Below are 13,464 nucleotides of genomic sequence, written 5' to 3'. Positions count from 1 at the left end.
CGTATAAGCGGGCGGTCAAAGGCCGCCCATACATATGCTACTGAATTAATGTTTGAAATGCCTCATTCCTGTAAAGACCATGGCAATGTCGTTGGCATCTGCTGCTTTAATAGAATCTTCATCGCGCAATGAGCCTCCCGGCTGAATAATAGCCGTTATTCCAGCATCTGCTGCTGCCTCTACCACATCAGAGAATGGGAAGAATGCATCTGAGGCTAACACTGCACCTTTGGCCTTGTCACCTGCATGAGCAATACTTTGCTCTGTCGGCCAAATCCTGTTAACCTGCCCTGCACCGACACCGACAGTAATAAGGTCTTTTGCTAAAACTATGGCATTAGATTTTACATGCTTTACAACTTTCCAGCCAAAGAGCAGGTCTTTCATCTCCTTATCAGACGGGGCACGCTTTGTCACAACTTTTAAATCACTTTCGTCAAAATCTTTTATATCCAGCTCTTGAACCAGCAAACCTCCTGACACTTTTTTCATATCTAAGCCGAAATCGGATTTATTATCAAAATCTACTTCCAATATCCGTAGATTTTTCTTGGTCTTCAATATTTCCAGAGCTTCAGGTTCATATCCCGGTGCAATTACAATTTCCAAGAATATCTTAACCAATTCTTCAGCCGTCTGGGCATCCACAGGTCTATTTAATGCCACAATCCCGCCAAAAATTGATACAGGATCAGCTGCATATGCCTTAACATAAGCATCATAAATATTATCACTGCATGCCACACCGCAAGGATTTGTGTGCTTTAAGCCTACCGCTGCCGGCATATCAAACTCCCTAACTGCCTTGAGTGCAGCATCTGCATCATTTATGTTGTTGAATGATAATTCCTTGCCTCCAAGCTGTTTAGCACCGGCTAATGTACCAGAATGCCTTCCTATTTCGCCATAAAAAGCCGCCTTCTGGTGAGGATTTTCTCCATAGCGCAGGTCTTGAATTTTTTCGTACGCCAAAGTAAGATTCTCTGGAAACTCTGTAACTGCTAAATCAGCAGGTTCGTCAGCTAAAATCTGTTTTTCCAAATACCCTGAAATCAAAGCATCATAATGGGCTGTATGCTCAAAAACCTTGCAAGCCAGCTTAATTCGCTGCTTGACGTCGATATTACCTTTCTTTTTCAATTCATCCAGCACCAGCGAATAATCCTCAGGGTCCACAACGACAACCACATCCTTATGGTTTTTGGCTGCAGAACGCAGCATTGACGGCCCTCCGATGTCTATGTTTTCAATAGCCTCCTCCAAAGTTACGCCTGGCTTTTCAATGGTTTGTTTAAATGGATAAAGATTTATAGCTACAAGGTCAATAGGTTCTATGCCCAGCTTTGATATTTGCTGCATATGTTCATCATTGTTCCTAATTGCCAGTATTCCGCCATGAATCTTGGGGTGAAGGGTTTTGACCCTACCATCGAGAATTTCCGGAAATCCGGTAACATCGGACACAGTGGTAACTTCTATACCGGCTTCTTGTAAAGCTTTAGCTGTACCTCCTGTAGAGAGTATCTCTACTCCTAATTCACGAAGGCCTCTTGCAAATTCTACTAGGCCCTCTTTATTTGAAACTGATATTAGAGCTCGTTTAATCATTGCGAATCCTCCTTGCTGATTATTTTGACCCTACGGCCATTAGTTTCTAATCTACCTTCGGCAAATAGTTTTATTGCTTCCGGGTATATTCTGTGCTCCTCTTCTAACACCCGTGCTGCCAAAGTTTCAACAGTATCATCATCCTTAACGGGTACAGCTCTTTGCAGAATTATGGGACCTGTGTCAGCCCCTTCATCCACAAAATGAACTGTTACTCCGGTTAGCTTCACGCCGTAATCCAGCACGGCTTTATGCACTTTTTCGCCATAAAATCCTTCACCGCAAAAAGCCGGTATGAGAGATGGGTGAATATTCATGATTTTACCTTGAAAAGCCCTGACAAAATGTGGAGATAGGACTCTGATATATCCTGCAAGTATGACTAAATCCACATTGTAGGAATTAAGGATTTTTATGAGCTCATCTTCATATTCTTCCCTAGTTTTATAATTCTTCGGCAGCACTACCGCTGTAGGAATATTGTGTTTCTTTGCCCTTTCCAGGGCATAAACATCTTGCTTGCTGGAAATGACTACAACAACTTCTGCCGGAAAGTAGCCTGCTTCCGCTTTGTCAATGATGGATTGCAGGTTGGAACCTCCGCCGGATACCAAAATCCCAAGCCTCAGCTTTGGCAAAATACCACCCCGCCTTTCCCCATAGATACCTGTCCAATAATCCAAGCGTTTTCTCCTTGTTCTCTTACAGTATTTAAAATAGCATCGGCATTTTCTTTCGGTGCAACAAGTACATACCCTATGCCCATATTAAAAGTCCTATACATTTCTTTATCTTCAATCTGCCCTATTTTTTGAATCAAGTGAAATACCGGCGGAATTTCCCAAGACCCCTTATTGATTATAAACTCCATGCCCTCCGGTAATATACGCGGTAGGTTTTCTATCAATCCCCCACCGGTAATATGTGCCATGCCATGGATATCGAAATTTTCAAGAGATTTAACCGCTTTTGAATATATTTTTGTAGGTTTTAATAGTTCCTCTCCTAACGTTTCCCCAAAATCTTCAATATAATCTTCCGGCAAAAGCCCACCCAACTCAAAAAATACTTTCCTTGCTAAGGAGTAACCATTGCTGTGAAGACCTGATGATGCAATTCCAATAACAACATCATCTTTTTTTATAGATGAACCATCAATGATTTTAGTTTTATCCACAACTCCCACAGCAAAGCCTGCAATATCATACTCATCTTCATCATACATTCCTGGCATCTCCGCTGTTTCACCGCCAAGAAGTGCACATCCGGCCATCTTACAGCCATCAGCTACACCTTTAACTATATCGGCAACCTTTTCGGGAACAAGTTTTCCAAGTGCAATGTAATCCAGGAAAAATAAGGGTTCCGCACCGTGAACTAATATATCATTTACACACATTGCTACACCATCGATACCTATCGTATCGTGCTTGTCCATCATAAAAGCTATCTTGAGCTTTGTACCGACTCCATCAGTGCCGGAAACCAGCACAGGTTCTTTATATTTCTTGACGTCAAGCTGAAAAAAGCCGCCAAAACTTCCTAAATTTCCTAACACACCTGGCCTGAAGGTAGAACGCACATGGTCTTTTATGAGCTCGACTGCTCGATTACCCGCATCCACATCCACTCCGGCACTTTTATAAGTGGCTCTTTTTATTTTAACTCACATCCTTTTTCAGATTTAACGTTTTTCAAATACATAACGTTTTCCTTCACGAGGAACCTCAATCGGATATGCTCCCGAAAAACATCCCGTGCAAAATCTCTCACCCGAAAAACCCGTGGCCTTCATTAGGCCGTCCAAACTTAAATATCCCAAGCTATCGGCTCCTATATACTGCCTGATTTCTTCTATCTTCCGTTGAGCGCCTATAAGTTCTTTGTGAGTGGAAGTATCAATGCCAAAATAACAAGAGTGCATAACCGGCGGTGAACTTACGCGAACATGTACTTCTTTAGCTCCAGCTTCTTTTAAAACCTTAACTATGAGACCGCTGGTGGTGCCACGCACGATAGAATCATCGACCATTATAAGGCGTTTACCGCGAACGGCTTCCTTTACAGCATTTAGCTTGAGTTTAACTCCAATCTCCCTTGAGCTTTGGGTAGCTTTAATAAAAGTCCTACCAACATAGCGATTTTTAATAAGCCCGATGCCAAATGGAATCCCGGCGGCTTCGGCATAGCCCATGGCAGATACCGTTCCTGAATCCGGTACACCTATGACCAAATCAGCCTCCACTGGATGCTCCTTTGCAAGTAGCTTCCCCGCTTCCCAACGAGCCATATGAACATTGCTCCCATCAATGGTACTATCAGGTCGTGCAAAGTACACAAATTCAAAAATACACAGTGCCGAACTTGAATTATCTTTATTCTTTTTGATACTCTTCACTCCATCCTTATTTATAACAATTATTTCTCCGGGCTCTACATCTCTGATAAATTTAGCATCAATAGTATCCAATGCACAGCTTTCTGATGTAAGAATATATGAATCGTTTTGCTTTCCCAGACACAGTGGTCTGATACCATGCGGATCCCGCATGCCTATTAAGGTATCTTCTGTCATAATAACCAATGCATAGGAGCCCTTTATTTTCTCCATACAAATTTCTGCTGCCTTTATAATATCTTCAGAATGTTCCTGCGCAATTAAAAAAGCTACTACTTCACTGTCTATTTCAGTCTGGAAAGCCACTCCACGTTCTTCCAGCTCTCTACGCAGTTCCTGGGAATTTACCAGATTGCCATTATGAACTACAGCTAAAGAACCTTTTTTGTACCTAACTACAAGCGGTTGAGAATTAATAAGAGTGTTGGCTTCCGTGGTTGAGTATCTTACATGACCTACACCTATGTGCCCGGACAGTTCGTCCAGTATCTCATCATTAAACACTTCAGAAACTAAGCCCATTGCTTTATGATATTTTATACCGCTGCCTGAAGTTACTGCAATTCCGGCGCTTTCCTGGCCTCGATGCTGCAGTGCATAAAGACCGTAAAATATATTGCGCCCGAGAGCAGCATCTTTTTGTGGATTGTATATACCAAAAACACCGCAGGCTTCTTTTAGTTTATCGCTCATTTTTCTATTCTCCGTTTAATAGCATTATTCCATATTTCAGCTATTCTCTCTGTTGATACTTCTATTTTGCCAACAACTTGCTCTTTTTGTTTCACTTGTATGTTTAAACCACCGGATTTTACAAATCCCAGCACACTTGTTTTGACACCGATTTCTTTAGCAAGCTTATTTAAGACAGAAAGATTTTCTTCTGGTAAACTTAATATTATTCTAGATTGGCCTTCTCCAAAAAGCAGCGTATCCGGTCTTAAATCGGTTTCAATCTCTCCGGAAAAGCCGAGATTCCCTGCTATGCAGCATTCGGCCAATGCAACAGCCAAACCGCCTTGAACAACATCATGGGCAGAATTGACAAGCCCTAATTCAATGGCTTTTAAACAACAGGTTTGCACTTTCTTTTCTAATTCAATATCAAGCCTGGGTGCAGGACCTGCAGTAATGTTTAATACTTCCTGCAAATAAGTAGATCCTCCTAATTCATCAGTATTCTCACCAAGAAGGACTACCAAATCACCCTGTTTCTTAAAATTCATCGTGCAATGTTTATTTACATCATCTAAAACTCCAACCATTCCTACTATTGGTGTGGGATATACGGCACTGAACTTTCCTTCATTATAAAAGCTGACATTACCGCTTATAACTGGAATATTCAACTTCTTGGAAACTTCTGATATGCCATCGACACATTTTTCAAATTGGTAATAAACCTCTGGTTTTTCAGGATTGCCAAAGTTGAGACCATCAGTAAGTGCTAAAGGTTTTGCGCCACTTGCCACCAGATTTCTGGCAGCTTCTGCTACTATCTGTTTACCTCCCTCATATGGGTCAAGGTAGCAATAATAACCGTTACCGTCAACAGAAACTGCGATTCCCTTTTTTGTCCCTTTTATTCTAATAACTGCAGCATCTGACCCTGGTGCAACTACGGTATTTGTACCTATAGTCTGGTCAAATTGGCGGTATACTATAGCTTTACTGGCAATATTAGGTGAATCAAGCAGTTTAAACAATACTTCATTTAAATCATCAGTTACCGGGATTTTCAAAAAATCAATTTGAAGTTTATCCATATATATCGGTCTTTTACTTTCTCGTTTGACAATAGGTACACCTTCAGCCAGTGATGCGGCCGGGACTTCACCTACAACCTTCCCGTTTTCTAATATTCTCAGCATTCCATCATCGGTAACCGTTCCAAATTTTACAGCATCTAAATCCCATTTTTTAAAGATTTTCTTTACATCATCCTCATGGCCTTTCTCCACAATTACCAACATTCGTTCCTGAGATTCAGATATCATAATTTCATGGGGTTTCATGTCCTTATCTCTTTGAGTGACCAAAGCAACATCAAGTTCTATTCCGCTTCCGGCTCGGGCAGCAGTTTCGCATGTAGATGAAACTACTCCTGCGGCTCCCATATCCTGAACGCCGACTACCCAATCATTTTGTAGCAGTTCAAGACAGGCTTCCATCAGTTGTTTTTCCTTAAACGGGTCACCAACTTGCATCGGAGAACCCTGATCCGGATTGTCATCCGAGAGCTCCCCTGAGGCAAAACTTGCTCCGTGCATGCCATCACGTCCTGTAGCAGCACCAACCACCATTACAGAATTGCCTACTCCTGCTGCTTTTCCACGAACAATCTTGTCATGTTTAATTATTCCAACACACATGGCATTAACCAAGGGATTCTCTTTATATGAATCGTCAAAGTAGACCTCACCGCCGACCGTTGGAATACCCATAGCATTTCCGTAATCGCCAATTCCAGCAACTGCTTCTTCAAATAAATACTGTGTCCGATCATCACAAAGACATCCAAAGCGAAGAGAATTTAAGAGAGCAATCGGTCTTGCACCCATAGTAAAAATATCCCGAATCATACCTCCTGCACCTGTAGCTGCTCCCTGATAAGGGTCAACCGCTGAAGGATGATTGTGGCTTTCAACCTTCATAGCAACTGCTAAATTATCTCCAATGTCAACTATTCCAGCGTTTTCACCAGGACCTTGCAGTACCTGTGGACCTTGAGTCGGAAACCGCTTCAATACAGGCTTTGAATTCTTATAACTGCAGTGTTCTGACCACATAACACTGTAAAGACTCAGTTCCAAATAATTAGGTTCCCTGCCCAGAATTTTTAATATTTCGTCAAATTCTAAATCAGTCAAGCCTAACTTCTTAGCTTCTTCTCGAGCAGTCATGGATTTTACCTCCTTCTACATACTGCAGAATAGACTGAAACATTCTTATTCCATCGGTGTTACCGAGAATTTCTTCGGCACATCTTTCCGAATGAGGCATCAGACCCAATATATTACCTTCTTGGTTTGCTATAGCTGCTATGTTTTCCATTGAACCCAAAGGATTCGACGCCTCCGCTGCGTTTCCGTTTATATCACAGTACGTCAAAACTATTTTATTTTGTGTCTTTAGTTGTTCCATTGTCTTTTTATCAGCATAATAGTTGCCATATTTGCATGCAACAGTCAAGCGAATTACTTCGCCATTTTTGTAAAGATTAGTAAAAGGAGTAGCATTATTTTCAACCCGAACAAAAACATCATCAGAATAGAATTTCAGGTCTTTATTTATCAGCATTGTTCCGGGCAAAAGGCCAGCTTCTAATAATATTTGAAATCCATTGCCTATACCCAATATGTACTTTCCGGCATTGGCAGCATCTATTACGGATTTAATGACTTTTGAACGAGCTGCCAGTGCTCCCGGGCGCAGATAATCGCCATGAGATGCTCCGCCTGGAAGAATGATGAGATCAAAGTCTTGAGCGGCAAAAGTTTCTTTGTGAAAAATGTATTCCACAGGTTGGCCTAAAATATTTTTACAAACATGATAACAATCACCATCGCCACCACTTCCGGCAAACTGTATCACCGCACAATTCATGTTCAAACCTCCATTATTTCAAATTTGTAATCTTCAACTACAGGATTTACTAAAACTTTTTCACATAATTCCTTCATTATTTCCTTTGCTTTAGCTACATCACAAGCATTAATTCTTACCTCATAATACTTGCCCGTTTGTATATCTTGAATATCCTTAAATCCAATATTTGAAACAGTTGCTTTTATTGCGCTGCCTTGCGGATCCAGCACTCCAGTCCTAGGAAAAGTAAATACTCTTGCCAAAAACATACGCTTAACTCTCCTTTTATCATTTTATTTGTATTTTGCAACAGACAATACCATTGGTTTTTTCGGTGTTCTCTGTTACAGCATTGTAAAACTTTGCAGTATCATTGAATTTTGATAATTACATATTAACATAGGCCACTTTATTTAGCAATACTTTTTACGAACATTTTTATAAATATTTATGATATCGTGCGGTTTTAGGTCGGATTAGATTGGGCAGTCCCCCGGAATATTAGAGTTTATTTAAAAAAATTCTTATCCTTTTTACTGCTTCTTCCAGGTTTTCCATCGAAGTAGCATAAGCCATCCTCACAAAACCTTGACCGTTTTCGCCAAATGAACCGCCGGGAATAACTGCAACTTTGCCTTCCCATAAAAGTTTTTGGGCAAATTCCTCTGAAGAAAGACCGGTTTTTTTAATTGAGGGGAACACATAAAATGCTCCTTTGGGTTCAAAACAATCAAGCCCCATACTGCTTAGGCTTTCATATAAAAATTTTCTTCTTTTATCATATTCCATTCGCATATTCACAATATCTGCATCACCATTTCTCAAGGCCTCTATTGCAGCATACTGGCCCATGGTTGCCGCGCAGGTTACATTGTACTGATGAACCTTCAGCATTTCCTTAGTCAGACCCTCCGGTGCTGCAATATATCCCAACCTCCATCCCGTCATAGCATAGGATTTAGAAAATCCGTTTATAGTAACCGTCCTCTCCCACATATCGGGAATCCCAGCAAAAGCCGTATGATCCACACCATAAGTAAGTTCTGAATAAATTTCATCCGCAGCCACAATTAAATCATATTTCTTTATAATCGGAGCTAACTCTTCCAATGCTTCTTTAGTCATTACTGCTCCGGTAGGATTGTTCGGATATGGCAGAATTAACAATTTTGTTCTGTCGGTAATATACCTTTCCAGTATATCGGCTCTTAGCGCAAAATCATCTTCTTGATATGTAGGCACATAAACCGGTTTACCTCCGGCTAAAATAGTACAAGGCTTATAAGCCACAAAAGAAGGTTGGGGGATTAATACTTCATCACCGGATTCTACCAATGTTCTTATAACAACATCGATGGCTTGACTTGCTCCTATGGTAACAATAATTTCCGTTTCGGGTTTATAGCTTATTTTATATCGTTCTTCTAAGTACTTTGATATTTCTTGTCTGAGTTCAAACAAACCTGCATTAGGGGTATAGAAGGTATGACCCTGTTTAAGAGCCTCGACAGCAGCTTGATTTATATGAGCCGGTGTTGTAAAATCAGGTTCACCAATACATAGAGAAACTGCCCCTTCAACCTCGTTTACCATATTAAAAAAATAACGTATTGTTGAAATTTCAATATCTTTTGCCCGCTGTGTTACGTATTTCTGATAATCCAAAAAATCTCCTCCCTTAAATTAATTGATTTTTTAATTATGATTATATCTTCAAATGATTTCTTCGGCAAGATATTATATTATCGTAAAGAAGGAACTCTTGATAAAAAAGAGAAGTTATAAGAAATAACAAAAGCCGGAGGTAAGTCATGGAACTGCAAGCCGAAATTATTAAAATTATTCAGTCCTTTAGCAATCCAATGCTTGATGCCTTTTTTATTGCAGTCACGAATCTGGGAAGCAGTCTATTCTATTATCTTATGATTCCTATATTTTACTGGAATATTAATAAAAAAATCGGTATAACCTTAATTACATCGCTGCTATTTTCGATGTACATTAATGTATCATTAAAAGAAGTTGTCACTCTTGTAAGGCCAATAGGATACCCGGGTATAAGGAGTTTATTCGTAATCTCTGCCGGAGGCTTTTCTTTCCCCAGCGGACACGCTCAAGGAACATCTACGTTTTGGGGAGTTATTATGAAATGGTACCGCCACCAATGGATCTATATACTTGGAACTGCGGTTATTTTTCTGGTCAGCTTTTCGAGGCTGTATCTTGGTGTTCACTGGCCTTTAGATGTTTTAATAGGCATAATTTTGGGCTTATCCATATCTTCCGTTTTCGTGTGGATATCAAGAATATGTAAGCCCATACCGCTGATTTATAATACAGTGCTCTCCATTATTGTGCCAATTATACTAATTTGTTTATTCCCTCATGAAGATAATTTTATTTACACAGGAATGCTATCGGGTAGCTGGTTAGGATATGTTTGGGAAAATTACTTTATAGATTTTGAGCCAAAATGTAAAACCATGATTAAAACATTGATAAAATATCTGATAGGTATTATTGGTTTTTTATTGATATATGAGGGTTTGAAGTTGATTTTGCCGCCTTATAATTTTTGTCGTATGCTAAGATATTTCAGCATTGGATTATGGTTAACATTTGGAGCACCTATTTTCTTTTACCGACTTGGCCTTTAAGAACCGTCTAAATAATAAAAAAGTTCGTTTAATAGGCTCTCATTTTCGAAACTTCTTTTAGTTCTTTTTTCAGCTTCAGTCTCCAACTTTCTAATTCTGATAATATCTACCAATAGCTTATCTTATTAAAGGTTAGTTTTCAAGCTTAGTAAACTGAAAAATCGGGCTTTCCCCGATTTTTCAGTTTACTACATCTCAGCAGTTTGTATACCTTGCATTATTTTATCCATCATGGTGTTTTTCTCAGTTGCATTGGATTTGTCCCATACAAGCTCAAAAAGAATTCCCATCCCAGGCAGTGCCTCTTCCTCTCTTGTATCAATAGTTTCTTGGATATAGCCTTCAATCTCCTCCCGACTACTTCCTGAAAGATTGTGAATTACAAGATTTCTGATATCCAAAGCTGGTCCCACTACAATCTACCTTCCTTTCATTTTAATTCTAAGTATATTAGTTCCCAAATTTATAAAAAAAAATGACGGTTTGTACCATCATTTAAGAGTTTATTAGCTTTAACCTTGGAAAATTTATATAATTATACGCCAACCAGATTTTCCTCATCATCAATACACAGTTCTATTACTTCCTTAATATTTTTTAAGGCTTCATCTTACTTTTATTTAATTTCTAGAATTAATCCTGTCATATCTAAAAACTGTTTTTCAATCTCTTTTTTTATTAAGTCATCTATATCTTGATCTACTACCAATTGTACAGACATTTTATCGAGAAATACACTCGGATTTCTCTTTGCTTTAATACCTTTTTCATTTATGAGTCGTTTTGTAATATTGATTATTTCTATTTGGTTGCAGGAGTCGCTTACGGTTATTGAATAGCCGGTTTCTCTTTCCAACTCTTTAATTACATTACTATATTTTTCACCAATGGGTTTTGATATAAATGAAAGTTCGATGTATTTCACACCATTGCTTGTTACTTTTATGCTTTTTTTATAAGGTCTGTGTGGTTGCGCATAAAATTTTTCATCTATATGCCTTAGAGCCTCATTTTGCTCCATTTGGTTTATATTTGTGTCAGCAAGTATATTAGGATTGGTTTCATTTTCCTCATTTACTGCTAAGGATAAGCCTGTTATTTCTTTAAATTTATCAGACAGCATTTTGCCATCAGGCAATTCGCCTTCTGCAAGAACTTTAACTTTACCGGAGTAAGGCATATACGATATTTTATTTATTGTCACATCTGCAGGAAATAAATTATAAACAATCTCATCAATGGCAGATTTGTTTACATTTTCATTTATTTCAACACGCCAGCCCGTATGCACCTCAAATTCTTTAATCTTACTATAATACTTTGTCTTGGCAATATCCGGAAAGTTAAAATATAGTAATGCGATTTTATCATCAAATCTTGCACCTTTTTTATACAGACCTGATTCGTAGCCGAAAAACTCATCTGCCAATTGCAGCATTTCATTGACTTCCATCACTTTAGCTCGCTCAGCTTCTCTATTTCGCTTTCCTTTACAGCATGATATAGAAACATACGACGTGGGTTCGGTTCAAAGTACGGAGAGTTGTTTAGTATTTCCTTTACTTCTAATGTGTCCTGCTCATACCCCCAAATTTCCATAAGTTCTTCTGCGGAAAGAGCAGTTTCTGTGCCTAAATTGTCTTTTACAAATTCCCATAATTCTTTTATACTTTCCTGAGTTAGAGGTTCATTACGTTTCATGTTAGGGTATTTCGATATACCTCTTTGTTTTCGAGGTTTTTTTATATTTATTTCATATTGTTCTCCATTCCGGGGCGCATATATAAATCCATTAATATCCTTTTGTATTTCCTTGCCAAGACTGTTTATAGCTTCAGGATTACCGTGGACTAAAAATATCCTCCGCGGGTATAAGTTATTAGCAATATTTAATATTTCCATCTTATCGGCATGAGCTGAAAGACCAAACTTGCCTACACGGCATTTTACACTAATCTCTCGCTCTCCTAATTTAATAGTTCTGTCCTGTTTTTTATCAGCATCATCATCTGTTTCAATGATTTTTAACAAATCTTTTCCTGGTGATTCTTCATCCTGATACCCGGTTACGGCAATTAAATTGTTTTCATTAGTTGCTAAACTTTGGGCATACATTTGACTAGGTCCGCCGGTTAACATACCTGAACTGGCAATAATAACACATGGATTTTTTGATTCTAAGATTTCTTTACGAAATTCAGGGTTGGCCACAGGGGATACATTGTCATCATAAAAGATATCCACTCCTCTAAATACTTTTTTTGCCAAATTTGATCTTAAATAATTTGGGTTAAGCTTATAAATCCGACAAATATCCTTCACCATACCATCGACGTAAATTGGACACGAAAGCAGCTGCCCTCTGTTCATAGCTTTTTTTAATATCAGAATTACTTCCTGCGCCCTTCCCAATGCAAAGGCAGGAACTAAAACCTTCCCTCCGTTGATTATCACTTCATTTATAGATTCAATAAGTCTTTGTTCTTCTACTTGGCGGTTAGCGTGAAGCTTGTCTCCGTATGTAGATTCAAAAATAGCCACATCAGGCCTAAGTTTAGGAACGGTAGCCCCTTCTATTGTATTTTGCCTAAATCCAGAAATATCTCCCGAGTAAAACAAACTGCCTTCAGAACCAACCATATAAATAGACGCCGCACCTGCTATATGGCCTGCACTGTAAAAGGTAGCAGTAATATTACTGTCACTAAACAATTTAAAACTAAAATTTGGTGAAAAACAAACGGTTCTACCCAGCATTTCCTGTACATGATTTTCTGCATATATGGGAATTTCTGGTTCTCTTTCCATTATTTTTAGACTGTCATATAAAAGAACTCTTGTAAGGTCTTTAGACATATGAGTCATGTATATAAGTGCGTTAGGAAATTGACGGCTTATGGCCGGGAGAGCACCTGTATGATCTGTATGGGCATGGCTTATTATAATAGCATCAATACCACCGTTTTCTTGAATTAGCCTAAAATCCGGAAGGGTATCTTTTGATGAAGTAAGCCGTATACCGCAGTCCAATAAAATATTTTTTCCGTCTATTGTCACAAGATAGCAGGAAGCTCCTACTTCTTGTGCTCCACCACAAAATATTAACTTCAAGTTTTTACCTCCAATTTTATTAGTATTTATAATTAATCTGTTGTTTTTTATTCTTTAACAGAACTATTATATCAGAAGAGGTTTGATTTTTCAGTATTATAT

Annotated in this window: 12 protein-coding genes; 1 reads left to right on the top strand and 11 read right to left on the bottom strand. The window is 38.7% G+C overall.

The window, feature by feature from the left end; all coding sequences use genetic code 11:
• Positions 1-45: 45 nt before the first annotated feature.
• The 8 genes from purH to TEPIRE1_RS05320 all read right to left on the bottom strand — a co-directional run bounded on the left by purH (position 46) and on the right by TEPIRE1_RS05320 (position 9,259).
• The gene (gene purH, locus TEPIRE1_RS05355) at positions 46-1,608 is read right to left on the bottom strand and encodes a bifunctional phosphoribosylaminoimidazolecarboxamide formyltransferase/IMP cyclohydrolase (RefSeq protein WP_013778148.1); all 1,563 of its coding nucleotides are present in this window, start codon (positions 1,606-1,608) and stop codon (positions 46-48) included.
• The gene (gene purN / locus TEPIRE1_RS05350) at positions 1,605-2,246 is read right to left on the bottom strand and encodes a phosphoribosylglycinamide formyltransferase (protein WP_015295237.1); all 642 of its coding nucleotides are present in this window, start codon (positions 2,244-2,246) and stop codon (positions 1,605-1,607) included. Before purN ends, purH begins: the two co-directional genes overlap by 4 nt.
• A complete protein-coding gene (gene purM / locus TEPIRE1_RS05345; RefSeq protein ID WP_269450232.1) occupies positions 2,234-3,232 on the bottom strand; it encodes a phosphoribosylformylglycinamidine cyclo-ligase in 999 nt (332 codons plus the stop codon). Before purM ends, purN begins: the two co-directional genes overlap by 13 nt.
• A 60-nt stretch (positions 3,233-3,292) precedes the next feature.
• Positions 3,293-4,699: an amidophosphoribosyltransferase gene (gene purF, locus TEPIRE1_RS05340; RefSeq protein ID WP_013778145.1), complete on the bottom strand. Its 1,407-nt coding sequence runs from the start codon at positions 4,697-4,699 to the stop codon at positions 3,293-3,295.
• A complete protein-coding gene (gene purL / locus TEPIRE1_RS05335) occupies positions 4,696-6,909 on the bottom strand; it encodes a phosphoribosylformylglycinamidine synthase subunit PurL (protein WP_013778144.1) in 2,214 nt (737 codons plus the stop codon). Before purL ends, purF begins: the two co-directional genes overlap by 4 nt.
• On the bottom strand, positions 6,887-7,612 hold the full coding sequence (gene purQ, locus TEPIRE1_RS05330; RefSeq protein WP_013778143.1) for a phosphoribosylformylglycinamidine synthase subunit PurQ: 726 nt from the start codon (positions 7,610-7,612) through the stop codon (positions 6,887-6,889). Before purQ ends, purL begins: the two co-directional genes overlap by 23 nt.
• Positions 7,613-7,614: 2 nt before the next feature.
• Positions 7,615-7,863: a phosphoribosylformylglycinamidine synthase subunit PurS gene (gene purS / locus TEPIRE1_RS05325; protein ID WP_013778142.1), complete on the bottom strand. Its 249-nt coding sequence runs from the start codon at positions 7,861-7,863 to the stop codon at positions 7,615-7,617.
• A gap of 232 nt (positions 7,864-8,095) precedes the next feature.
• Positions 8,096-9,259 carry an aminotransferase class I/II-fold pyridoxal phosphate-dependent enzyme gene (locus TEPIRE1_RS05320; RefSeq protein ID WP_013778141.1) on the bottom strand — a complete coding sequence of 388 codons (1,164 nt, stop codon included), beginning with the start codon at positions 9,257-9,259 and terminating at the stop codon, positions 8,096-8,098.
• Between the two features lie 146 nt (positions 9,260-9,405).
• Here TEPIRE1_RS05320 and TEPIRE1_RS05315 point away from each other — a divergent pair, with 146 nt between their 5' ends.
• Complete coding sequence (locus tag TEPIRE1_RS05315) at positions 9,406-10,251, top strand: phosphatase PAP2 family protein (RefSeq protein WP_013778140.1); 846 nt, start codon at positions 9,406-9,408, stop codon at positions 10,249-10,251.
• Between the two features lie 188 nt (positions 10,252-10,439).
• Here TEPIRE1_RS05315 and sspI read toward each other — a convergent pair whose 3' ends face one another.
• The 3 genes from sspI to TEPIRE1_RS05305 all read right to left on the bottom strand — a co-directional run bounded on the left by sspI (position 10,440) and on the right by TEPIRE1_RS05305 (position 13,362).
• Positions 10,440-10,664, bottom strand: coding sequence for a small acid-soluble spore protein SspI (sspI, locus tag TEPIRE1_RS05310; protein WP_013778139.1), 225 nt, complete (start codon positions 10,662-10,664; stop codon positions 10,440-10,442).
• A gap of 203 nt (positions 10,665-10,867) precedes the next feature.
• Positions 10,868-11,707 (bottom strand): hypothetical protein, encoded by an 840-nt coding sequence (locus TEPIRE1_RS13915; protein WP_023211459.1) that lies wholly within the window; start codon positions 11,705-11,707, stop codon positions 10,868-10,870.
• Positions 11,704-13,362, bottom strand: a complete 1,659-nt coding sequence (locus tag TEPIRE1_RS05305) for an MBL fold metallo-hydrolase (RefSeq protein ID WP_023211457.1) — start codon at positions 13,360-13,362, stop codon at positions 11,704-11,706. Before TEPIRE1_RS05305 ends, TEPIRE1_RS13915 begins: the two co-directional genes overlap by 4 nt.
• Positions 13,363-13,464: the final 102 nt, after the last annotated feature.

It is taken from the genome of Tepidanaerobacter acetatoxydans Re1 (assembly GCF_000328765.2).
Classification (GTDB): Bacteria; Bacillota; Thermosediminibacteria; order Thermosediminibacterales; family Tepidanaerobacteraceae; genus Tepidanaerobacter; species Tepidanaerobacter acetatoxydans.
Note: the sequence above shows the minus strand (reverse complement) of the source record. Positions and strands in the feature narration are given on the sequence as shown.

What these genes read in the sequence shown, in the direction of transcription:
- purH (WP_013778148.1), bottom strand. Translation starts at nt 1,608, where the DNA reads ATGATTAAACGAGCTCTAATATCAGTTTCAAATAAAGAGGGCCTAGTA.
- purF (WP_013778145.1), bottom strand. Translation starts at nt 4,699, where the DNA reads ATGAGCGATAAACTAAAAGAAGCCTGCGGTGTTTTTGGTATATACAAT.
- purL (WP_013778144.1), bottom strand. Translation starts at nt 6,909, where the DNA reads ATGACTGCTCGAGAAGAAGCTAAGAAGTTAGGCTTGACTGATTTAGAA.
- purQ (WP_013778143.1), bottom strand. Translation starts at nt 7,612, where the DNA reads ATGAATTGTGCGGTGATACAGTTTGCCGGAAGTGGTGGCGATGGTGAT.
- purS (WP_013778142.1), bottom strand. Translation starts at nt 7,863, where the DNA reads ATGTTTTTGGCAAGAGTATTTACTTTTCCTAGGACTGGAGTGCTGGAT.
- TEPIRE1_RS05315 (WP_013778140.1), top strand. Translation starts at nt 9,406, where the DNA reads ATGGAACTGCAAGCCGAAATTATTAAAATTATTCAGTCCTTTAGCAAT.